Origin of the sequence: Paracoccus binzhouensis (genome assembly GCF_016446475.1) — a bacterium.
Lineage (GTDB): Bacteria > Pseudomonadota > Alphaproteobacteria > Rhodobacterales > Rhodobacteraceae > Paracoccus > Paracoccus binzhouensis.
The window spans coordinates 1-20,249 of record NZ_JAEHFP010000083.1; the positions used below are offsets into that span (position 1 = coordinate 1).

Below are 20,249 nucleotides of genomic sequence, written 5' to 3' on the forward strand. Positions count from 1 at the left end.
GCCGGCGCCGCCGCCCTGCCGCAGGCGCCGCGCGGTGGTCTGCCGGGCCTGCGCCCTGCCCCGGCACCCTTGGACGAGGACCGCGATTTCGCCCCCCAGCCCGAGCTGATCGACCCCGAGACGCATTATGCCGAGGATGACGAGCCGCCCTCGGACGCCGCGATCAGCGCCCGGATCACCGATGCCATCCGCACCCGTTCGGAAGGCAAAAGCCTGCTGTCGGCGGTGACGGCGCGGCTGACCGGCGCCCGCGCCGCCTCGGCGCGCACCGAGCCGCCGCTGAGCGCCGAGGAGGACGAGGACGAGGATTTCGCCGAACCTGTCAGCGCCGCACCCTTCGGCGCAGAAACGCCGCGCGTGGTGGTGCCGCCGAAAAAGCCCGTCCCCTCGCGGCAGGCGCAATCCGAGGCGCAGCCGGCGCTGCGCTTCGACGAATCGGCCAGCCATTACGAACATCCGCCGCTGTCGCTTCTGACCGCGCCGACCACCGTCGAGCGCCACCAGCTGTCGCAAGAGGCACTGATGGAAAACGCCCGCATGCTGGAAGCTGTGCTGGACGATTACGGCGTCAAGGGCCAGATCACCGAGGTCCGCCCCGGCCCCGTGGTCACGCTTTACGAACTGGAGCCGGCGCCGGGGCTCAAGGCCAGCCGGGTGATCGGGCTGGCCGACGACATCGCGCGCAGCATGTCGGCGCTGTCGGCGCGCGTGTCCACCGTGCCCGGCCGCTCGGTGATCGGCATCGAGCTGCCCAATGCCCGGCGCGAAAAGGTGGTGCTGCGCGAGATTCTGGCCTCCAAGGCCTATGGCGACGGCACCCAGCCGCTGCCGCTGGCGCTTGGCAAGGACATCGGCGGCGGGCCGGTGGTGGCAAACCTGGCCAAGATGCCGCACCTGCTGATCGCCGGGACCACCGGCTCGGGCAAGTCTGTGGCGATCAACACCATGATCCTGTCGCTGCTCTACAAGCTGACGCCCGAGGAATGCCGCCTCATCATGATCGACCCCAAGATGCTGGAACTGTCGGTCTATGACGGGATTCCGCATCTGCTTTCCCCCGTCGTCACCGATCCCAAGAAGGCCGTCGTCGCCTTGAAATGGGTGGTAGGCGAGATGGAGGAACGCTATCGCAAGATGTCCAAGATGGGCGTGCGCAACATCGAGGGCTATAACGGCCGCGTGCGCGAGGCGCTGGACAAGGGCGAGCTGTTCAAGCGCACCGTGCAGACCGGCTTCGACGAGGATACCGGCGAGCCGGTCTTCGAGACCGAGGAATTCCAGCCCGAGACCTTCCCCTATATCGTTGTGATCGTTGACGAAATGGCCGACCTGATGATGGTCGCCGGCAAGGAGATCGAGGCCTGCATCCAGCGGCTGGCGCAGATGGCGCGGGCCAGCGGCATCCACCTGATCATGGCGACGCAGCGGCCTTCGGTCGATGTGATCACAGGCACGATCAAGGCGAACTTCCCGACCCGGATCTCCTTTCAGGTGACGTCCAAGATCGACAGCCGCACCATCCTGGGCGAGCAGGGCGCCGAGCAGCTGCTGGGCCAGGGCGACATGCTCTACATGGCGGGCGGCTCGCGCATCACCCGCGTCCACGGGCCCTTCGTTTCCGACGAGGAAGTCGAGGAGGTGGTGAACCACCTGAAAAGCTTCGGCCCGCCCAGCTACATGGCCGGCGTGGTCGAGGGCCCGGACGAGGAACGCGCCGACAGCATCGACCAGGTGCTGGGGCTCAGCACCGGCGAGGGCGGCGATGCCGAGCTTTACGACATGGCCGTCGCCATCGTCGCCAAGGACCGCAAATGCTCGACCTCCTATATCCAGCGCAAGCTGGCCATCGGCTACAACAAGGCCGCGCGGCTGGTCGAGCAGATGGAAGAGCAGGGCGTCGTCAGCCCGGCGAACCATGTCGGCAAGCGCGAAGTGCTGGTGCCGGAGGTCTGAGCGGCCCTCGGCAATCGGCGCGGAGCCGTTGCGGGTGATCTCGATCAGCTTGCGGCGGGCATGGGCCCGGCAATGGGCAAGCCGGATACTCGCGCCGATCCGGTCTGGCGCAATCAGCCGATTGTATCCGGCATAGCCGTCGACCTGCAGGATGCCACCGAAGCCCTGCAAGATCCGCGCCACATGCTGACGCATCTCGAACACGCTCCAGGTCGACTTCTACGTCGAGGCGCTGAACGAGGCCAACCGCCGCTTCGGGGCGCCTGACATCATGAATACGGATCAGGGCAGCCAGTTCACGTCATTCGCCTGGACGGATCGACTGAAGCGGGTCGGCACAAGGATCGCGATGGATGGCAAGGGGCGTTGCATCGACAATGTCTTCATCGAGCGCTTGTGGCAGTCCCTGAAATACGAATGCGTCTACCTGCATGCCTGGGAGACCGGATCCCAGGCAAAGGCCGCAATCGGCCACTGGATCACATTCTGCAACCACCGGCGGCCTCATACCGCCCATGGCGGGCAGCCGCCCGCCGTGATTTACTGGAACAGTATCGAAACCGATCAGCAGCCGCAGGCAGTAGCTTAAATCACCCCGGAAACTGTCCAAGGATCGGGGAGTAGCTCATCCATTACGACAATCACGATCAGCTGCGAACGCATCTCGACGGCTTCATCGCCGCCTATAACGTCGCTCGTCGGCTCAAGACACTCAATGGCCTTACACCCTACGAATACATCTGCAAGATCTGGACTTCAGAGCCAGACAGATTCATCGTCAATCCGATCCACCAGATGCCGGGACTGAACACCTAGCCGCTTCGCGACAGGAACTGCCGGCAGCGTTCGCTTTGCGGGTCGCCGAAGACCTGTGCCGGCGCGCCGCGCTCTTCGATCCGGCCGTTGTGCAGAAAGATGACCTGGCTCGACACGTCGCGGGCGAAGCTCATCTCATGCGTGACCAGGATCATCGTCCGGCCCTCCTCGGCAAGGCCGCGGATCACCTTCAGCACCTCGCCCACCAGTTCGGGGTCCAGCGCGCTGGTCGGCTCGTCGAACAGCAGCACCCGCGGCTCCATGCACAGGGCGCGGGCGATGGCGATGCGCTGCTGCTGGCCGCCCGACAGATGGGCGGGATATTGGTCGCGCTTGTCGTAAAGCCCGACCTTGTGCAGCAGCGCCTCGGCCTTGTCGCGCGCCTCGGCGCGGCTCAGGCCCAGCACATGCACCGGCGCCTCGGTGATGTTCTGCATCACCGTCATGTGCTGCCACAGGTTGAAGCCCTGGAACACCATCGACAGCAGGGTGCGGATGCGCCGCAGCTGCCGCGGATCGGCGGCATGCAGGTTGCCGTCGCGGCCGGGACGCAACGCCAGTTCCTCGCCTGCCACCGCGATGCGGCCGCGGCTGGGCAGTTCCAGCAGGTTGATGCAGCGCAGGAAGGTGCTTTTCCCCGAACCCGAGGCGCCGATCATCGACACCACCTCGCCCTCTCGCGCGGCCAGTTCGACGCCCTTGAGCACCTCGAGCGGGCCATAGCGTTTGTGCAGATCCTCGACCCGGACGGCGAGGGGGGATTGCGGGTCGGGCTGGGGATGGAACATGGTGTCCTCGGGGAAATGGCGTGTCATGCGGTCCGGCCTGTGGACTGGGGACGCTGAAAGGCCAGCAGCCGCGCCTCGGCGCGACGGAACAGCCAGACCAGCGTGAAGGCGATAGCGGCGTAAAGCACCGCGGCGATGCCGAAGGCGCCGAAGGGCGCATAGGTGGCCGCGTTCACGTCGCGGGCGATCTTGAGGATGTCGGGCACCGTGGCGGTGAAGGCGATCGAGGTCGCATGCAGCACCAGGATCACTTCGTTGCCATAGGCGGGCAAGGCGCGGCGCAGCGCGCTTGGCAGGACGATCCGGCGATAGACGCCGAAGCCGGTCATGCCGAAGACCCGCGCCGCCTCGACCTCGCCCGGCGGCACGGCGCGGATGGCGCCGGCAAAGATCTCGGTCGTATAGGCGCAGGAGCAGATGCCGAAGGCCAGGATGGCGCAGTTGATCCCCTCGCGGAAGAAGGCGTTCAGCAAGGGTTGGGACTGCACCAGGGGCAGGCTGTAGACGCCGCTGTAAAGGATCAGCAACTGCACATAAAGCGGCGTGCCGCGGAAGACATAGGTGAACAGCCAGACCGGCAGGCGCAGCCAGGGATTGGCCGAGGCGCGCGCCACCGACAGCGGCACCGCCAGCACGAAGCCCAGGGCCAGCGAGGCGACCAGCAGCCACAGCGTCATCGCCACGCCGGTGATCCTGTAGCCGTCGGTCCAGAGATAGGCCTTCCCGTATTCCTGCAGGATTTCGATCATGCGGCATGCCTCCGGGTTCCGGCCGAGAAGCGCCGTTCAAGCAGCAGGACGACCAGGTTGATGACCGTCGCCAGGGCCAGGAAGATCAGGGCGCCGAGGATGCTGAAATAGAAGAACTGCCCCGAGCCTTTCCCGGCATCCTGCGTCGCCTTGATGAGGTCGTTCAGCCCGATCAGCGACACCAGCGCCGTGGCCTTGATCATCACCTGCCAGTTGTTGCCGATGCCCGGCAGGGCGTGGCGCATCATCTGCGGAAACAGCACCCGGCGGAACAGCGTGCGCGGTGCCATGCCATAGGCCAGCGCCGCCTCGATCTGGCCGCGATGCACCGCCTTGAAGGCGCCGCGGAAGGTCTCGGTGAAATAGGCGCCATAGATCACCGCCAGCGTGATCGCCCCGGCCGAGAACGGGTCGATGTCGATCTGCGCCCAGCCCAGCGCGTCGGTCAGCCGGTTCAGCCAGATCTGCAGGCTGTAGAACAGCAGCAGCATCATCACCAGGTCGGGCACCGAGCGGATGACGGTGGTATAGGCCGCCCCCAGCATCTGCAGCGCCCGGTTGCGCGACAGCTTGCAGCCGGCGCCCGCCAGCCCCAGCAGAAAGGCGCCGACCATGGCCAGCAGCGCCAGTTTCAGCGTCATCGCCAGGCCCGCCAGAATCAGCGGGCCGTAGCCGTTCAGCGACATGGCCTCTCCTCCCCTCGATGCCGGGCCGCGGCGGGCCGCCGGCCTCTATTCGGCGCCATAGACGTCGAAATCGAAATACTTGTCGTTGATCTGCTTGTAGGTGCCGTTGGCCCGGATCGCGGCCAGCGCCCGGTTCCAGTCCTCACGCAGCGCCCTGTCCTGCTTGCGGAAGCCATAGCCCGAGCCGACGCCGAAATAGGCCGGGTCGTTCAGGTCGGGACCGGCGAAGGCGAAATCGGCGCCCTCGGTCTTCTTCAGGAAGCCGTCGGCGGCCTGGATCGAGGCCTGCAGCGCGGCGTCCAGCCGGCCGCTGGTCAGGTCGGCATAGATCTGGTCCTGGCTCTGATAGGACACGATCTCGACCCCCTCGGGCATCCACAGCGCCCTTGCATAGGTTTCCTGCGACGAGCCCTGCTGCACGCCCACCCGCTTGCCGCGCAGCGAGGCGGCGGTAGGTTCCAGCCCCGAGCCCTTGCGCGCCACCAGCCGGGCCGGCGCGTTTGAGTACTTGTCCGAGAAGGCGATCTGCTCGGCGCGCTTTTCGGTAATGGTCATGGACGAGGCGATGACGTCGAACTTGCGCGCCTGGAGCGAAGGGATGATGCCGTCCCAGCCGCTTTCGACCCAGACGCATTTCGCGCGCAGCTCGGCGCAGATCGCCTCGGTGATCTCGACGCCGAAGCCGGCCAGCGTGCCGTCGGGCTTCTTGTATTCCAGCGGCGGATAGGTCGGGTCGATGCCCAGCCTGATGGTCTGGCCGGTCCGGTCATCGGCATGGGCCGCGCCGGTGCAAAGCAAGGCCAGAAGCAAGCTCCTGATGGTGTTCAGCATGATGTTTCCCCTGTCATGGTGCCTTGGGCCTGGCGGTCTGCGGTTGCGGCAGCGATGGTTTCCCGGGCCCGGGCCGGCGCCAGGAACGCCTCGGCCAGCCGGACCCAGTAGCTGGCGCCCATGGCCAGCACCTCGTCGTTGAAGTCGTAATGCGGGCTGTGCAGCGGCGCGCTGTCCGGCCCGTTGCCGATATGGATGTAGGAGCCGGGGCATTGCTCCAGCATCAGCGCGAAATCCTCGCTGGCCATGGCGGGCGGCAGGTCGGGCAGGATGGCGTCGCGGCCCAGCCAGTCCTCGGCCACCTGCCGGGCAAGGGCGGTCTGGGCCGGATGGTTGACCAGCACCGGATGGCTGCGGGCATAGTCCACCACCGCCCGGGCGCCGAAGCTTTCGGCCTGCGATCGGGCCAGGCAGCGGATGCGGCCTTCCAGCAGCTCGCGCAGCTCGGGCGACAGGCAGCGGACGGTCAGCGCCATCTCGGCCGTCTCGGGGATGACGTTCGCGGCCTCGCCAGCATGCAGCGCGCCCACGGTGATCACTGCCGCTTCCTGGGGATCGACATTGCGCGCCACGATGGATTGCAGGGCCGAGACGATGGCGGCCCCCACGACCACCGGATCGACCGCCCTGTGCGGCGCGGCACCATGGCCGCCCCGCCCCTGGATCCGGATGCGCGCGGCATCGGCCGAGGCCATGGTCGGGCCGGTGCGAAAGGCCAGCTGGCCCGCGGGCAGGCCGGGCAGGTTGTGCATGGCAAAGATCGCCTCGCAGGGGAAGCGGTCCAGCAGCCCCTCGGCCAGCATGCGCGCGGCGCCGCCCAGCCCCTCCTCGGCCGGCTGGAAGATCAGGTGCAGCGTGCCGCAAAAGGCGCGTGTCCGGGCCAGATGCTGGGCCGCGGCCAGCAGCATGGCGGTGTGGCCGTCATGGCCGCAGGCATGCATCCGGCCCGCGACGGTGCTGCGCCAGGGCAGGTCCGTCGCCTCGTGGATCGGCAGGGCGTCCATGTCGGCGCGCAGGCCCAGGCGGCGGCCCGGGCCATTGCACAGCCGGCCCACCACGCCCGTGCCCGCCATCCGGGTCACCTCGTAGCCCCATTCCGCCAGCAGGCCGGCCACCAGCGCGCCGGTGGCGGTCTCGGCAAAGCCAAGCTCGGGCCGGCTGTGGATGCGGCGGCGGAGGCGCACCGCCTCGGCGGCGATCCGGGCGATTCCGGGCAATACGGCCTTGTGCATCCTCCCTCTCCTCCCCTTCGCCGGGCGGCCCGGCATGGGCGCCGCCCGGACCATAGCGTCACGGGGACATTGAGACGGAGACAAAACTTTCTTATGGATATAACTACCCGTTATCTCCCGGAGGGCGCCATGAAGCTGCATCAACTCGAGGCGCTGGTCGCCAGCGCCGAAACCGGCAGCGTGCGCAGCGCCGCCCGGCGGCTGGGCGTCTCGCAGCCCGCGGTCACCCGGGCGCTGCGCGAGCTGGAGGCCGAGCAGCAGCTGCCCCTGCTGCTGCGCTCGCCCGCGGGGCTGAGCTTCACCGCGCATGGCCAGGCGCTGCTGGCCCATGCCCGGCTGATCCTGAACCAGATGCGCCAGGCCGAGGAGCAGATGAGCCTGCGGCGCGGCCGGCTGGAGGGGCGGCTATGCGTCGGCGTGACGCCCTGGGTCTCGCTGATCCTGCTGCCCCATGCCCTGCGCAGCTTCCGGCGGCAGATGCCCGAGGTTCGGCTGGAATTCTTCGACAGCTTCGCCATGATCGCCCAGCCGCTGCTGCGCGACGGCTCGATGGACCTGGCGGTCGGCCAGCCCTCGCCCGGCATGTCACCGCAGGAATTCCGCATCGAGCCGATCCTGCGCTATCAGACCGGCATCATGGTGCGCCGCGGCCATCCGCGCGCGGGATGCGCCAGCATCCACGACCTGCTGGACCAGGACTGGCTGCTGAACTTCGCCCCCGACGGCCGCGAGCGGCTGATCGACGAGCTGTTCACCCGCCACGGCGTCCATCTGGACGAGGCGCGGATCGTGCAGGCCAATTCCGCCCTGCTGGCGCAAGCGCTGGTCGAGCAAGGCGACATGTGCACCTGGGTGCCGAAAATCATGGCGGTCGCGCCGATGTTCGAGGGACGGACGATGATCCTTGCGCTGCGCGAGCAGTTCAGGACCTGCGATCTTTGCCTGATCAGCCGCCGGAACACGCCGCCCAGCCCTGCAGCCGAAGCGTTCGTCCATTGCCTGAAAGCCTCGGTGCGCGAGCAGGCCCAGAAGGCGAGGCAATGGGGCGAGCTGCTGCGGCCGGCAGCCGAGCGCTGACCGCGGGCTGGTCCCGCCGGGCAAGGGGTCCAAGAGCCACGGCCGAGGGGAACCCCCCTGCCCGGCCTGCCGCAGCGGCTGGCCGCAGGCCCAGCGCGCGGAAAGCGCAATCGCAACGCGCCTGTCGAACCGCTTGCCCCTGCGCCAAGGTGGCGGACGGCCAGATGCCGGACCGCACCGGCATTGCGGCTCGGCACGATCCCGGCCCAGGATCGCGATTGCATGCGGCCGGGCGTCCCGCCTTGCCCGGCATGGTCTCCCGCTGCCCCGCAGCCCCCTGCCCCGGCCGTCGCATCCTCTGCCGTCCTGGACGTTTCACCAGTGAAACATACGCTTTGCCTGTGGCATACAGTCGCACAGGCTTGGTTGCGCAGAACAGGTAGGACGCACGAACATGAACCCACTGACGATTGGCCGCCGCGACTTCCTTCGCGGTGCTGCGGGCGCCGTCGCGACGCTGGCTCTTGCCGGTCCGGCCGCCGCGGCCGGAACGGCATTCCGCTTCATCACCCCATTCTCATTCTCCCTGGCTTTCGCGCCGGTGCTGCATGCCGAAGCCGCCGGCTATTACGCGGAAAACGGCCTTCAGGTGTCGATCGAGGCGGCGAAGGGCGCGGCGATGGCAGCGCAGATGGTCATCGCCGGCCAGATGGATGCAGGCCGGACCGGGGGCACGAACTATCTCGTCTCGCGCGTGAACAACGACGCGCCGCTGATCTCGATCGCGACCATCGCCCAGATGTCGCCGTTCTTCCTGATCTCCTCGGCGCAAGAGCCGGTGCGGACCGTGGCCGACCTGAAGGAGCGGACGGTCGGCCTGGCCAGCCTTGGCGGCTCGATGGAGGGCACGCTGGACCTGCTGCTGATCGGCAATGGCGTCGATCCGAAGCAGGTGCGCAAGGTCAAGGTCGCCGACAACGCCGCCTCGTTCGCGCTGATCGAGGCCGGGCGCGCCGGGGCCTTTGTCGGCAACACCTCGTCCATGGTGCTGGCCAGCGCCGCGCGCAGGGACGTGCATGCCATTCCCATGGATGACGGCATGCCCGGGCAGGTCTATGTCGCCAGCCCCGCCGAGATCGAGGCGGCCCCCGAGAAATTCGTCGCCTTCCTGAAGGCCACCCATCGCGCTGCCCGCGAAATCGCCACGGCGAAGGATCTGGGCCCGGTGCTCGAGAAGCTGGTCGGACGATTCGACATTTCCGGGACCGACGACGCCGAACTGGCCAAGCGCGACCTGGAAACGAATGCGCGGAACTGGATGGCGCGGGGGCCCGAGAACCTGCTGCGCAACGTGCCCGAGATCTGGGCCCATGCGGTCGAGACCCTGCACGGCGCCGGCATGCTGGATGCGGCGCCGGATCCGACGACGCTTTACACCAATACGTTGCTGGAAAGGGCGGTGGCGTGATGGCCTTCGATCAGTCGCCGCAAGGCCCCGACATCGTCGTTTCCGGGCTGGACAAGGTGTTCGGCCACGGGGAAGCCGCGGTCCATGCCATCACCAATGCCAATCTCAGCCTCGAAAGGGGCGAGTTCCTGTCGCTGCTGGGGCCTTCGGGCTGCGGCAAGACCACGCTTCTGCGCATCATCGCGGGGCTCGAGGCGCCAAGCGCGGGCAATGTGCAGATCCGCGACCGGCAGGTCTGGACGGCGGGCCGGCGCTCGGGCGAAGCGACGCGGCCGATCTCGATGATGTTCCAGGAGGCGCGGCTGTTTCCCTGGTATACCGTCGCCGAGAACGTCGCCCTGCCGCTGCGCATCGCCGGCGTCGGCCGGACCGAGCGCATGGCGCGGGCGCGGCGGATCTGCGACACCGTCGGCCTTGGCGCCTTCGTCGATCACCGGCCGGGCCAGCTGTCCGGCGGCATGCGGCAGCGCGCCTCGCTGGCCAGGGCCCTGGTGACCGAGCCGCAGGTGCTGCTGCTGGACGAGCCCTTCGGGGCGCTGGACGCCATGACCCGCGACACGCTGAACCTCGAGCTGATGGAGGTTTGCGCCCGGGCCCGGGTGACGACGATCCTTGTCACCCATTCCATCACCGAGGCGGCCTTCCTGTCCGACCGGGTGGTGGTGCTGGCGCCCCGGCCGGCAAGGATCGTGGAAACCATCGAGATGCCGTTCCCCCGGCCCCGGGACCTGGACCTGCAGCGCACGTCCGGCTTCCAGAACATGGTGGGACGACTGAGGAAGGTGCTGACGGAGGGCGCGGCATGAAAGAGAAAACCCTGCGTATCCTGCTGCCCGTGATCGCGGTGCTGCTGTTCCTGATCGGCTGGTCGGTCTATGTCAGGACATCCGAGGTCTCGGCCTTCGTCCTGCCGGCGCCCGAACAGATCCTGCTGGCATTGTCCGGCATGATCGCCGATCCGGAGCTGTGGTATCACACCCGCATCACCATGACCGAGGCGGTGTCCGGCTTCGCCATCGCCGTGGGGCTTGGCATTACCCTGGGCTTCGTGATGGCCCGGGTGCCGCCGGTGGAATGGGCGGCCAAGCCCTTCATCGTGCTGCTGCAGCTGATCCCGAAGATCGCGCTGGCGCCGCTGTTCGTGCTGTGGTTCGGGTTCGGGCTGGAATCCAAGATCGTGATCGCGGCCGCGCTCGCCTTTTTCCCGGTGTTCTCGAACGCGCTGCAGGCGTTCAAGTCGGTCGATCCAGGAGACCGCGACGTGATGACCATGCTGCAGGCCAATCCCTGGCAGCGCTTCGTCATGCTCGACCTGCCCACGGCCCTGCCGGTGGTCCTGACCGGCACCGAGGTCGCCGTGGTGATGGCAATGATCGGTGCCATCGTGGGCGAGTTCATCGGCGGCAGCGAGGGGCTGGGCTACCTGGCGGTCATGCACCTGCAGAACCTTGCGGTGCCGCAGCTCTTTGCCGTGATCGTGGTGCTGACGCTGGTCGGACTGGCGCTTTACGCGGTGATCTCGCAGTTGCGGCGCTGGCTGACTCCCTGGCACGTCTCGGTGATCGGCTGAGCCTGCGGGCGGCCCGGCGCGCTATGGCTGCGCGCCGAGCAGCGCGGACAGGCGCTGCGCGGTGCCGCGCACACCCTCGGCGATCGCCTGGCGGCGGTCGCTGTTCGGCTCGAAGGCGCTTTGCCGGCCCGACAGGCTGATCGCCGCCACCGGCCGGTTGGAATGGTCCAGCACCACCCCCGCGCAAGAGCCGATCCCCTCTTCGTAATTGGCGACCGACCAGGCCAGCCCTTCGGCCTTGTCGGCGTCGAGCTGTCTTTCCAGCTGCTCGAAAGTCGCCGCCGTCCGCGCGGTGATCGCCGCCAGCTCGCCATCGGCCAGAAGGTCGCGGACCTCGGCGCGCGGCATATGGGCCAGGATGATCCGGCCCATGACCGTGGCATGGGCGGGCAGGCGGCTGCCCTCGCGGATATTGCTGACCAACTGCACGTCGGGCGTCTCGCGCACCAGCACGATGACATCGGTCCGCGACAGCACCCCCAGATGCGCCGAAAGCCCGGTCTCGGCCGCCAGCCGCGCCAGCAGCGGCCGGGCCAGGCGGACCACATCGCGCGAGGACAGCATGCTGGCCGTCAGTTCCAGCAGCCCATAGGACAGGATGTAGCCGCCGCCGTCCTCGTCGCGCTCGATCATGCCTTCGCGCTCCAGCGTGTGCAGCAGGCGCAGCAGCGTGGTGCGGTTCATCCCCAGGGCCGCCGCGGCCCTGGACATGTTCCGGCAGCGATTGCCGGCACTGATATAACGCAGCAGGCTGAAGGCGCGGCTGACGGGCGGCACCTCGTAGCTGGGATTCGGATCCATGACCGATTCGGTCACCGATCTGGCGGTCGAGCGTGGAATGGAAGCCTCCCGGGAAATTCGTGAACGATGTTTTCTATAATGAACAATTGCCGCCCGGCCGCCAAGCCATGTTCTGCCGATCCCCAGCCCGGCCAACGGATGCAGGGAAAATCAAGCCCGATCAAGCCGATACCCTTGAGCCCGCCGCGGCCGGCGCCGCCCGCCCCCGCGGACGGGCGCCATCAATGCAGGCGGATCGCCGCCCGGTGACGAGTTTTGTTGACAGCCCGGCGCTGCCGTTACTATTATGAACACAATGTTCAAAAATGAACGATAACGACCGAACTTGCCGCCGTGCGGCCTGCGCCGGCGGAAAACAGGAGGTTACAGATGGACGTCTTCAAGGATCGCCTTTCGCAGCGCGCGCTGGATACCAGCCGCCCCGCCCTGGCCCATCAATGCCAGGGCCGACCGCTGAGCCCCGCCGAGATCGCGCTGAAGGACGCGCTGATGGAGGTGTTCGCCACCGGGACGCATGACTTCGCCCAGGTCGCTGCCGAGCTGGCCTCGCGCCGGGTCGCGGCGCCCGTCTCGGGCCGCTCGGACTGGACCGAGGCGCTGCTGCTGGAGGAGCTGTCCGCGATCAATGCCGATCTCGACGCCGCCTATCGGGATCGCGGCTATGGCGCTTGAGTTCCGCCATGTGACCAAGCGCTTCCCGACCAGGACGGGCAAGGAGGTGACCGCCGTCCAGGACGTGACCTTCACCGTCAATCAGGGCGAGTTCGTGTCGGTGGTCGGCCCCTCGGGCTGCGGCAAGTCCACCATCCTCAGCATGACCGCCGGGCTTTACGGCCCGACCGAGGGCGAGGTCCTGGTCTCGGGCGAGCGGGTGAACGGGCCCAACCCCCATGTCGGCTTCATGCTGCAAAAGGACCTGCTGCTGCCCTGGCGCGACATCGTCTCGAATGTCGAGTTCGGGCTGGAATCGCGCGGCGTCGACCGGCAGGCCCGCCGCGCCCGCGCCATGCAGGAGCTGGTGCATTGCCACCTGGAGGGCTTCGAGCATCAATATCCCTACCAGCTGTCGGGCGGCATGCGGCAGCGCGCGGCGCTGGCGCGCACGCTGGCCATCGACCCCGAGATCATCCTGCTGGACGAGCCGTTCTCGGCCCTGGATGCGCAGACCAAGCTGCTGATCCAGAACAGCTTCGCCAAGGTCATCGCCGAACAGCGCAAGACCACGCTGCTCATCACCCATGACCTGGCCGAGGCAGTGCTGATGTCGGACCGCATCCTGGTCCTGTCCGAGCGCCCCGGCAGCGTCATCGCAGAGATCGCGGTCGACCTGCCGCATCGCGACGAGCCGCTGAGGCGCCGGACGCTGAAAGAGGTCGGCGACTATGCCGCGCAGATCTTCACGCTTCTGAAACTGGAAGAGAAAGCCGTCGCCTGATGAAGGGGAATGCCATGAGATCAGCCTTGTTTTCGGCAGCTTTCGCTGTCTCGACCCTGGTTTCCGCCGCCGCGCTTCAGGCGCAGCAGGCCGTGACCTATCTTTTCCCCGGCCCGGATTTCCTGCCGGCCTTCGCGCCCTTCCAGCTTGCCAAGGGCAAGGGCTATTTCAAGCAGGCCGGGCTGGACGTGACCTTCCGCGTCGGCAAGGGCGGCGCCGACGTGGCCACGCAGGTCGCCGTCGGCAATGCCGACCTGGGCGGCGGCATCGGCGACACGCCGATCGTGGTGCGCCCCAACGGGCTGGACGTGAAGGGCGTGGCGCTGCTGGGCGGGCACGGGCTGACGCAGCTCGCCTGGCGCAAGGACAGCGGCATCGGCGGGCCCGCGCAGTTCAAGGGCAAGCGCATCGGCGTGCTGTCCTATCAGGATACCACCTATTACAACCTGCTGGGCGCGCTGGCCTCGGTCGGGCTGACCAAGGACGACGTGCAGATCCAGTCGGTGGGACCGGGCGGGGTGATCCAGCTGACCGTCGCCGGCGAGCTGGACGGCATGTCCGGCGTGCCCGAATGGATCGCCGCCGTCGAGGCCGCCGGTGTCGAGATGGAGCAGGTCCCGGTCGAGACGATCTTCCCGGCCATGGCGCAGGCGATCATCGCCTCGGACAGCACCATCGCCGAAAAGCCCGAGATGGTCGGCGGGTTCGTCGACGCCGTCCTGCGCGCCGTCCGCGACATCGAGGCCGATCCCGCCCAGGCGGCCCGCGACTATGTCGGCTTCGTGCCGCAGCATGCCGGCAAGGAAGCCCAGATCGAGGCGATCCTGCGCGAATACGCCACCAAGGTCTATCCGGCGCAGGAGGGCCTGCCGCTGGGCGGCTTCGACCCCGAACGCCTGACCGCCGTGCAGAAGTTCTATGTCGATCACGGCATCGTCCAGACCGCCGTGCCCGTCGAGGACCTTTATACCAACGAGTTCGTCAAATGACCGATGCGACGCATGACACCCGCCCGGCGGCGCGCCCGGCCGGCCGCATCCCGCAAGCGGCCTATGCCGTGATCGAAAGGCGCGTCCAGACCGCCGTGTCGCTGGCCATCCTAGGGCTGGTCCTGCTGGCCTGGCAGTTCCTGCCGCCGCTGCTCGGCGTGCCGCGCTATATCATCCCCACCTTCTCGCAATGCCTGGCCGAGCTGCAGCGGATGTATCAGGCCGAGGGGCTGGTCGGGCACACGATCTCGACCGCGATCTACACGCTGCTGGGCTTTGCCATCGGCTCGGCGCTGGGTGCGGCGATGGGCTACCTGCTGGGCATGTCGCGCTTTTGGGAAAAGGTGCTCTCGCCCTATATCCTGGCGCTGCAGATCGCGCCCAAGGTCGCCTTCGCGCCGCTCTTCATCATGTGGTTCGGCTACAATGCCATGCCCAAGCTGCTGGTGGCGGTGCTGATCGTGTTCTTCCCGGTGCTGGTCAACGTGCTGCAGGCGATGCGCACGGTGGACCGCGACCTGGTCAACCTGGCCCGGGCCTATTCGCTGAACCGCTGGCAGATCTTCCGCAAGATCGAGATGCCCTCCACCCTGCCCAACCTGATGGCGGGGCTGCGCATCGCCTCGACCCTGGCGGTGATCGGCATCACCGTGGGCGAGCTGGTCGGCGGCAACAGCGGGCTTGGCTACCTGATCGCCTATGGCGGCGGACAGGCCAATGCGGCGATGGTCTTCAACGCCATCATCCTGCTGACCGTGATCGGATTCGCGCTCTACCTGGTCCTGGAACGGATCGAGGCGCGGGTACTGCACTACATTCCCAGGGCTCAGGGCTGAGGCGGTCGCCGCCTCCCTCCATCTCATCTCCCAAGGATATTCAGCCATGATCGACAAGAAGACCCTGATCGAGGAACGGGTGAACTCCGGCCTGCTGGGCCAGTGGTACCCGGTCGCCAAATCCGTCGAGATCAAGACCACCGTGCCCTATGGCGCAATCGTGCTGGGCCGCAAGCTGGTGCTCTGGCGCGACGGCGCCGGGCGGATCCGCTGCATCGAGGACTTCTGTCCCCATCGCGGCGCACCCCTGTCCTATGGCGAGATCCACGAGGGCAATATCGGCTGCCGCTATCATGGCGTGATCGTGGATGGCGAGGGCGTGGTGCAGCGCGTGCCCGCCATGCCGGAATGCGCGCTGGAAGGCCGCAAGGCACTGGAAAGCTTCCACGCCACCGAGCACAGCGACTGCGTCTTCGTCTACATGCCCTCGGCCGAGCAGCCCGAACCGCCCGAACTGGTCATGCCGAAGGAGCTGCAATCCGAGGACTGGACCGGCTTCCTGTGCACCTCGGTCTGGGATTGCAACTATCGCTATGCGCTCGACAACCTGGCCGACCCGATGCACGGCTGCTACCTGCATTCGGAAAGCTTCACCCTGGCCTTCGGCTCCAAGCAGGACCTGATGGAGCTGAACAGGACCGAGGACGGCTTCCGCATCTCGCGCGTCGGGCAGGTCGGCGCAAACTTCGACTGGACCGAGTTCGAGGTCCATCCCGGCAACATGTTCTGCTATCTCGACATTCCCTATCCGCCGGCGGCGGGACCGGGCGGCAACATGCGCATCGTCGGCTTCGTGCTGCCGGTCTCCGAGCGCCGCTGCAAGGTGTTCTTCTGGCGGCTGCGCCAGGTTTCGGGCCTGGCGCGGGAAAGCTGGCGCTTCCTTTACCGGGCGCAGCTGGAACAGAACCACTGGCATGTGCTGGAACAGGACCGGGTGATGCTGGAGGGCATGCCCGACGACGCCCGCAAGCGCGAGATGCTCTATCAGCACGACCTGGGCGTCAGCCGGATCCGCCAGATCCTGACCCGCACGGCGAAAAGCCAGATCGAGGCCGAAACCAGGGTCGCGGCGGAATGATGCTGCAGGGGCGCCATATCCTGGTCACCGGCGCGGCGCGGGGCCTGGGCGAGAAGATCGCCGAGCGCCTCGCCGCCGAGGGCGCGCGGCTGATCCTGGTCGACCTGCTGGCCGACGAGGGCCGGGCGGTCGCGGATCGGCTGGGCGCGGCGTTCCTGCCGGTCGATCTGGCCGATCCGACCGCCATCGCGGCCATGGCCGAGGCGGTGGCGGCGCAGGCTGGCGGGTTGCTGCACGGCCTGGTCAACAACGGGGCCATCGCCACCGGCATCGGCGGCATCACCCATGACGAGATCGAGATCGAGACCTGGGACCGGGTGATGGCGGTCAACATCCGCGGCACCTGGCTGGTCACCCGGGCGCTGGCGCCGCTCCTGAAGGCGTCGGGCTCGGGCCGGGTGGTCAACGTCGCCTCGGACACCGCGCTGTGGGGGGCGCCGCGGCTGATGGCCTATACCGCCTCGAAGGGCGCGGTGATGGCGATGACCCGCTCCTATGCCCGCGAGCTTGGCCCCGACCGGATCGGCGTCACCGCCGTGGCGCCGGGCATCCTGACCACCGAAAGCACCGATTACGTCCCCGAGGCGCGGCATCGCCTTTACGCCGAGGGCCGCGCCGTGCCCGGCCCGCAATCCCCCGAGGAGATCACCGGCACCATCGCCTTCCTGCTGGGCGAGGATGCGCTGACCCTGACCGGGCAGACCCTGCCGGTCAATAACGGCTTCTGGTTCAACTGATGGCGTTCCAGGCGAAAACATCCGGCCCCGTCGCCTATCTGGAGCGCCCCGGCGCCGGGATGCCGCTGGTGGCGCTGCACGGCATCGGCTCGAACGCGACGGGCTTCGCCGGGCTGCTGCCGCATCTGCCGGAAGCGTGGCGGGTGATCGCCTGGGACGCGCCCGGCTATGGTGCCTCGCAGCCGCTGGCCGCCGAGTGGCCGGTCGCGGCGGACTATGCCGCGGCGCTGGCCGGGCTGCTGGACCGGCTGGGCGTCGGCCGGGCGGTCCTGCTGGGCCATTCGCTGGGCACGCTGATGGCCGCCGCCTTCGCCCGCCGCCATCCCGAACGGGTCGCGGCGCTGGTGCTGGCCTCCTGCGCGCTTGGCCATGGCGTCAGCCCCGGCGCGGCGCTGTCCGAGGGCGCCAAGGCCCGCATCGACGAATTGCAGGCCCTTGGCCCCGCAGCCTTCGCAGCGAAGCGCGCGCCGCGCCTGGTCCACGATGCCGACGCCCATCCCGAACTGGTCGCCCAGGTCGCCGGCAACATGGCGCAGGTCCGCATGCCCGGCTATGGGCAGGCGGCGCGGATGCTGGCCTCGGGCCGGTTGCTCGAGGACCTGGCTGCGCTGGCCGTGCCGGCCTCGGTCATCGTCGGCGTCGGCGACCTGGTGACGCCGCCGGCGGCGAACCGCCGCGCCCATCAGGCGATCCCCGCCCGCATCCGCGGCCCGCTGATCGAACTGCCGGGGGCGGGCCATGCCATCCATCAGCAGGACCCGGCCGCCTTCGCGCGCGCCCTGGCGACCTGTCTCGACCAAACCCCGCCTGCCGCCGCCCCGGCGCAGGCCGCAAGCCAAGGAATGACAGGATGAGCGAACCCATGCGCGTCGAAAGCCTGCGCGGCATCGTGATGCGCGGTCCCGGCCTGCCGGCGACATTGCCCTTTTATCAGGACATGTGGGGCCTGACCCTGGCCCGGCAGGAGGACGGCGCCGCCTGGCTGAAGGGCACCGGGCCCGAAGCCTATCTCTACGGGCTGAAGGACGGCCCGGTCTTCGGCATCGACCACATCCATTTCAACATGCCCGACGCGGCCGCCATCGACGCGCTGCACGCCCAGGTCACGGCCGAAGGCGCCGTGGTGCTGGGCGATCCGGCGACCTTCGACGACTGGATCGGCGGCTACGGCTTCGAGATCCTCGACCCCGACCTGCGCCGGCTGCGCTTCCGGGCCGGGGGCCTGTGCCATGACGAAGAGCCGCAATGGGCCATGCCGCGCAAGGTCTCGCATGTGGTGCTGAACACCCCCGACATGGAGGGGGTGCAGGAATGGTATGAACGGGTTCTGGGCTTCCGCGTCTCGGATTACTCGGCCGACCAGATGGTGTTCCTGCGCTGCTCGTCCGACCATCACTCGATCGCGCTGGTGCGCGGGCATTACGCCTCGGTCAACCATGTCGCCTTCGAGGTGCCGACGCTGAACGAGTTCATGCGCGCCATCGGCCGGATGAAGCAAAAGGGCCATGTGCCGACCTGGGGGCCGGGCCGGCACGGGCCGGGCAACAACCCGTTTGCCTATTTCGTATCGCCCTCGGGATTCGTGATCGAGTTCACCTCGGAACTGCAGCAGATCGACGAGGCCACGCATGAGGCGCAGGTCTGGCCCCGCGACGACCCCGAGAAGATGGACCAGTGGATGACCGCCGGCCCCCCCACCCCGGCGCAGCGCGCCGTGATGCAGGGCCGCCCCGATCCCGGCTTTCCCGAACTGGTGCCGGGCCGCAACCGCAAGGACAGGGAGGCCGCCGAATGAACCGCTATGATTACGAGGGACAGGTCGCGGTCGTGACCGGCGGCTCGTCGGGAATCGGGCTGGCCACGGTGCGGCTGCTGCTGGATTGCGGCGCGCGCGTGGCGCTTTGCGCCCGCAACGAGGGGCGGCTGGAAGATGTCGCCGCGGTGCTGCGCCGCGACCATGGCGAGGACCGGGTGCTGGCCCGCGCCCTGTCGGTGCTGGATGCCGAGGCCGTGACCGGTTTCGCGGCCGAGCTGCGCGACCGTTTCGGCCGCTGCGACCTGCTGGTCAACAATGCCGGGCAGGGCCGCCAATCGACCTTTGCCGATACCTCGGACGAGGAGTGGCGCGCCGAATACGAGCTGAAGATCTTCAGCCAGGTTCTGCCGACCCGGGCCTTCCTGCCGATGCTGCGCGAGGCGCGGGGCGCCATCGTCGCGGTCAATTCGCTGCTGGCCTATCAGCCCGAGCCGCATATGGTCTGCACTTCTTCGGCGCGGGCCGGGGTGCAGAACCTGCTGAAAAGCCTGTCGGTCGAGCTGGCGCCCGAGGTGCGGGTGAATTCCGTGCTGATGGGGCTGATCAGCTCGGGCCAATGGACGCGCCGCTTTGCCGAGCGCGCGGACAAATCCGTCAGCCGCGAGGAATGGTATGGCTCGCTGGCCGAGCGCAAGGGCATCCCCCTCGGCCGGCTGGGCGATCCCGAGGAAGCGGCCCATGCCATCGCCTTCCTGGGCTCGCGGGGCGCCAGCTACATCACCGGCGCGCAGATCGACGTCTCGGGCGGCCTGTCCCGTTCTATCTGAAGGAACAATCACCATGAAAATGGACATCCGCCTCGAGGTGGAAACCGTCGGCGACCTGATCGCCCGCTACCTGGCCGATATCGGCGTCACCACGATCTTCGGGGTCATCTCGATCCACAACATGCCGATCCTGGACGCCGTGGCGCGCCAGGGCCGCATCCGCTTCGTCCCCGCCCGGGGCGAGGCCGGAGCGATGAACATGGCCGATGCCCATGCCCGGGTCTCGGGCCGGCTGGGGGTCTGCCTGACCTCGACCGGCACCGCGGCCGGCAACGCCGCCGGCGCCCAGGCCGAGGCGCTGACGGCGGGGACGCACCTGCTGCATATCACGACGCAGGTGGACCGCGAATTCGCCGACCGCGACCGCGCCGCGATCCATGACGTGCCGCGCCAGCCCAGGATGCTGGAGGGGGTGTCGAAATCGGTGTTCCGCATGTGGGATGCGCAGGGCGCCGTAGGCACGCTGACAGCGGCCTGCTCGGCGGCCCTGTCGGCCCCCTCGGGCCCGGTCAGCCTGGAGATCCCGGTGGATGTGCAGCGCAGCCCGGTCGAGGGGTCCGCGCGGGCCTATGCGCCGCTGGTGCAGCTGCCCCGCGCCTGCGACGACGCCATCGCCGAGCTGGCCGAGCGCGTGCGCGCCGCACGCCGGCCGATGCTGTGGCTGGGCGGCGGCGCGCGCG

The 20,249-nt window shown here is 68.2% G+C and carries 21 protein-coding genes and 3 pseudogenes; 17 read left to right on the forward strand and 7 right to left on the reverse strand.

The genetic code is table 11. The features are described 5' to 3' along the window. Window positions 1-1,953, forward strand: a 1,953-nt coding sequence (locus tag I9P22_RS16915) for a DNA translocase FtsK (protein WP_199260673.1), incomplete at its 5' end; no start/stop codon positions are given. Between the two features lie 6 nt (window positions 1,954-1,959). Here I9P22_RS16915 and I9P22_RS16920 read toward each other — a convergent pair. Further along, window positions 1,960-2,142 (reverse strand): annotated as a pseudogene (locus I9P22_RS16920) (IS66 family transposase); the annotation flags it as partial. Window position 2,143: 1 nt separating this feature from the next. Between I9P22_RS16920 and I9P22_RS16925 the strand changes: the two are divergent. Next, a pseudogene (locus I9P22_RS16925) lies at window positions 2,144-2,542 on the forward strand (transposase); the annotation flags it as partial. A gap of 41 nt (window positions 2,543-2,583) precedes the next feature. Further along, window positions 2,584-2,769, forward strand: a pseudogene (locus tag I9P22_RS16930) (IS3 family transposase); the annotation flags it as partial. Here I9P22_RS16930 and I9P22_RS16935 read toward each other — a convergent pair. Genes I9P22_RS16935 through I9P22_RS16955 form a run of 5 tightly spaced genes read right to left on the reverse strand, consistent with a single transcriptional unit; the run spans window position 2,766 to window position 7,055 of the window. Next, window positions 2,766-3,557, reverse strand: coding sequence for an ABC transporter ATP-binding protein (locus I9P22_RS16935; protein WP_199260693.1), 792 nt, complete (start codon window positions 3,555-3,557; stop codon window positions 2,766-2,768). The pseudogene I9P22_RS16930 and the gene I9P22_RS16935 sit on opposite strands and share 4 nt — an antisense overlap. 23 nt (window positions 3,558-3,580) lie before the next feature. After that, complete coding sequence (locus I9P22_RS16940; protein WP_199260674.1) at window positions 3,581-4,306, reverse strand: ABC transporter permease; 726 nt, start codon at window positions 4,304-4,306, stop codon at window positions 3,581-3,583. After that, the gene (locus I9P22_RS16945) at window positions 4,303-4,992 is read right to left on the reverse strand and encodes an ABC transporter permease (RefSeq protein WP_199260675.1); all 690 of its coding nucleotides are present in this window, start codon (window positions 4,990-4,992) and stop codon (window positions 4,303-4,305) included. Before I9P22_RS16945 ends, I9P22_RS16940 begins: the two co-directional genes overlap by 4 nt. A 45-nt stretch (window positions 4,993-5,037) precedes the next feature. Then, window positions 5,038-5,823, reverse strand: coding sequence for an ABC transporter substrate-binding protein (locus I9P22_RS16950; RefSeq protein ID WP_199260676.1), 786 nt, complete (start codon window positions 5,821-5,823; stop codon window positions 5,038-5,040). After that, window positions 5,817-7,055: a M20 aminoacylase family protein gene (locus tag I9P22_RS16955; protein ID WP_199260677.1), complete on the reverse strand. Its 1,239-nt coding sequence runs from the start codon at window positions 7,053-7,055 to the stop codon at window positions 5,817-5,819. The genes I9P22_RS16950 and I9P22_RS16955 overlap by 7 nt, the downstream gene beginning before the upstream one ends. A gap of 129 nt (window positions 7,056-7,184) precedes the next feature. On the opposite strand from I9P22_RS16955, the gene I9P22_RS16960 reads away from it, so the two are divergent. The 4 genes from I9P22_RS16960 to I9P22_RS16975 all read left to right on the forward strand — a co-directional run bounded on the left by I9P22_RS16960 (window position 7,185) and on the right by I9P22_RS16975 (window position 11,110). Continuing rightward, complete coding sequence (locus tag I9P22_RS16960; protein WP_199260678.1) at window positions 7,185-8,132, forward strand: LysR family transcriptional regulator; 948 nt, start codon at window positions 7,185-7,187, stop codon at window positions 8,130-8,132. A gap of 394 nt (window positions 8,133-8,526) precedes the next feature. After that, window positions 8,527-9,540, forward strand: a complete 1,014-nt coding sequence (locus I9P22_RS16965; protein ID WP_199260679.1) for an ABC transporter substrate-binding protein — start codon at window positions 8,527-8,529, stop codon at window positions 9,538-9,540. Continuing rightward, window positions 9,540-10,346, forward strand: a complete 807-nt coding sequence (locus I9P22_RS16970) for an ABC transporter ATP-binding protein (protein ID WP_199260680.1) — start codon at window positions 9,540-9,542, stop codon at window positions 10,344-10,346. The genes I9P22_RS16965 and I9P22_RS16970 overlap by 1 nt, the downstream gene beginning before the upstream one ends. Beyond that, entirely contained in the window at window positions 10,343-11,110 is a 768-nt protein-coding gene (locus I9P22_RS16975; protein WP_199260681.1) for an ABC transporter permease, read from the forward strand. Before I9P22_RS16970 ends, I9P22_RS16975 begins: the two co-directional genes overlap by 4 nt. Window positions 11,111-11,131: 21 nt before the next feature. Here I9P22_RS16975 and I9P22_RS16980 read toward each other — a convergent pair whose 3' ends face one another. Beyond that, window positions 11,132-11,911, reverse strand: coding sequence for an IclR family transcriptional regulator (locus tag I9P22_RS16980; protein ID WP_199260682.1), 780 nt, complete (start codon window positions 11,909-11,911; stop codon window positions 11,132-11,134). Window positions 11,912-12,280: 369 nt separating this feature from the next. On the opposite strand from I9P22_RS16980, the gene I9P22_RS16985 reads away from it, so the two are divergent. The 10 genes from I9P22_RS16985 to I9P22_RS17030 all read left to right on the forward strand — a co-directional run. Beyond that, entirely contained in the window at window positions 12,281-12,583 is a 303-nt protein-coding gene (locus I9P22_RS16985) for a recombinase-like helix-turn-helix domain-containing protein (RefSeq protein ID WP_199260683.1), read from the forward strand. Beyond that, window positions 12,573-13,346 (forward strand): ABC transporter ATP-binding protein, encoded by a 774-nt coding sequence (locus tag I9P22_RS16990; protein ID WP_199260684.1) that lies wholly within the window; start codon window positions 12,573-12,575, stop codon window positions 13,344-13,346. Before I9P22_RS16985 ends, I9P22_RS16990 begins: the two co-directional genes overlap by 11 nt. 14 nt (window positions 13,347-13,360) lie before the next feature. Continuing rightward, window positions 13,361-14,335, forward strand: coding sequence for an ABC transporter substrate-binding protein (locus I9P22_RS16995; protein WP_199260685.1), 975 nt, complete (start codon window positions 13,361-13,363; stop codon window positions 14,333-14,335). Beyond that, window positions 14,332-15,171 carry an ABC transporter permease gene (locus I9P22_RS17000; RefSeq protein ID WP_199260686.1) on the forward strand — a complete coding sequence of 280 codons (840 nt, stop codon included), beginning with the start codon at window positions 14,332-14,334 and terminating at the stop codon, window positions 15,169-15,171. Before I9P22_RS16995 ends, I9P22_RS17000 begins: the two co-directional genes overlap by 4 nt. Before the next feature lie 46 nt (window positions 15,172-15,217). Then, entirely contained in the window at window positions 15,218-16,249 is a 1,032-nt protein-coding gene (locus tag I9P22_RS17005) for an aromatic ring-hydroxylating oxygenase subunit alpha (protein ID WP_199260687.1), read from the forward strand. Further along, on the forward strand, window positions 16,246-16,986 hold the full coding sequence (locus I9P22_RS17010) for an SDR family oxidoreductase (protein ID WP_199260688.1): 741 nt from the start codon (window positions 16,246-16,248) through the stop codon (window positions 16,984-16,986). Before I9P22_RS17005 ends, I9P22_RS17010 begins: the two co-directional genes overlap by 4 nt. Further along, window positions 16,986-17,840, forward strand: coding sequence for an alpha/beta fold hydrolase (locus I9P22_RS17015; RefSeq protein ID WP_199260689.1), 855 nt, complete (start codon window positions 16,986-16,988; stop codon window positions 17,838-17,840). The genes I9P22_RS17010 and I9P22_RS17015 overlap by 1 nt, the downstream gene beginning before the upstream one ends. After that, the gene (locus tag I9P22_RS17020) at window positions 17,837-18,781 is read left to right on the forward strand and encodes a VOC family protein (protein WP_199260690.1); all 945 of its coding nucleotides are present in this window, start codon (window positions 17,837-17,839) and stop codon (window positions 18,779-18,781) included. Before I9P22_RS17015 ends, I9P22_RS17020 begins: the two co-directional genes overlap by 4 nt. Then, entirely contained in the window at window positions 18,778-19,569 is a 792-nt protein-coding gene (locus tag I9P22_RS17025; RefSeq protein WP_199260691.1) for an SDR family oxidoreductase, read from the forward strand. Before I9P22_RS17020 ends, I9P22_RS17025 begins: the two co-directional genes overlap by 4 nt. 13 nt (window positions 19,570-19,582) lie before the next feature. Continuing rightward, window positions 19,583-20,249 (forward strand): thiamine pyrophosphate-binding protein (locus I9P22_RS17030; RefSeq protein ID WP_269846655.1); only part of this gene is annotated, 667 nt, incomplete at its 3' end.

Bases quoted from the DNA above. Each gene is read 5' to 3' on its own strand.
- I9P22_RS17015 (WP_199260689.1), top strand. From the start codon at position 16,986: ATGGCGTTCCAGGCGAAAACATCCGGCCCCGTCGCCTATCTGGAGCGC.
- I9P22_RS17010 (WP_199260688.1), top strand. From the start codon at position 16,246: ATGATGCTGCAGGGGCGCCATATCCTGGTCACCGGCGCGGCGCGGGGC.
- I9P22_RS16960 (WP_199260678.1), top strand. From the start codon at position 7,185: ATGAAGCTGCATCAACTCGAGGCGCTGGTCGCCAGCGCCGAAACCGGC.
- I9P22_RS16975 (WP_199260681.1), top strand. From the start codon at position 10,343: ATGAAAGAGAAAACCCTGCGTATCCTGCTGCCCGTGATCGCGGTGCTG.
- I9P22_RS17025 (WP_199260691.1), top strand. From the start codon at position 18,778: ATGAACCGCTATGATTACGAGGGACAGGTCGCGGTCGTGACCGGCGGC.
- I9P22_RS16980 (WP_199260682.1), bottom strand. From the start codon at position 11,911: ATGGATCCGAATCCCAGCTACGAGGTGCCGCCCGTCAGCCGCGCCTTC.
- I9P22_RS17020 (WP_199260690.1), top strand. From the start codon at position 17,837: ATGAGCGAACCCATGCGCGTCGAAAGCCTGCGCGGCATCGTGATGCGC.
- I9P22_RS16985 (WP_199260683.1), top strand. From the start codon at position 12,281: ATGGACGTCTTCAAGGATCGCCTTTCGCAGCGCGCGCTGGATACCAGC.
- I9P22_RS16970 (WP_199260680.1), top strand. From the start codon at position 9,540: ATGGCCTTCGATCAGTCGCCGCAAGGCCCCGACATCGTCGTTTCCGGG.
- I9P22_RS16940 (WP_199260674.1), bottom strand. From the start codon at position 4,306: ATGATCGAAATCCTGCAGGAATACGGGAAGGCCTATCTCTGGACCGAC.
- I9P22_RS16965 (WP_199260679.1), top strand. From the start codon at position 8,527: ATGAACCCACTGACGATTGGCCGCCGCGACTTCCTTCGCGGTGCTGCG.
- I9P22_RS17000 (WP_199260686.1), top strand. From the start codon at position 14,332: ATGACCGATGCGACGCATGACACCCGCCCGGCGGCGCGCCCGGCCGGC.
- I9P22_RS16945 (WP_199260675.1), bottom strand. From the start codon at position 4,992: ATGTCGCTGAACGGCTACGGCCCGCTGATTCTGGCGGGCCTGGCGATG.
- I9P22_RS16955 (WP_199260677.1), bottom strand. From the start codon at position 7,055: ATGCACAAGGCCGTATTGCCCGGAATCGCCCGGATCGCCGCCGAGGCG.
- I9P22_RS16990 (WP_199260684.1), top strand. From the start codon at position 12,573: ATGGCGCTTGAGTTCCGCCATGTGACCAAGCGCTTCCCGACCAGGACG.
- I9P22_RS16950 (WP_199260676.1), bottom strand. From the start codon at position 5,823: ATGCTGAACACCATCAGGAGCTTGCTTCTGGCCTTGCTTTGCACCGGC.
- I9P22_RS16995 (WP_199260685.1), top strand. From the start codon at position 13,361: ATGAGATCAGCCTTGTTTTCGGCAGCTTTCGCTGTCTCGACCCTGGTT.
- I9P22_RS17005 (WP_199260687.1), top strand. From the start codon at position 15,218: ATGATCGACAAGAAGACCCTGATCGAGGAACGGGTGAACTCCGGCCTG.
- I9P22_RS16935 (WP_199260693.1), bottom strand. From the start codon at position 3,557: ATGTTCCATCCCCAGCCCGACCCGCAATCCCCCCTCGCCGTCCGGGTC.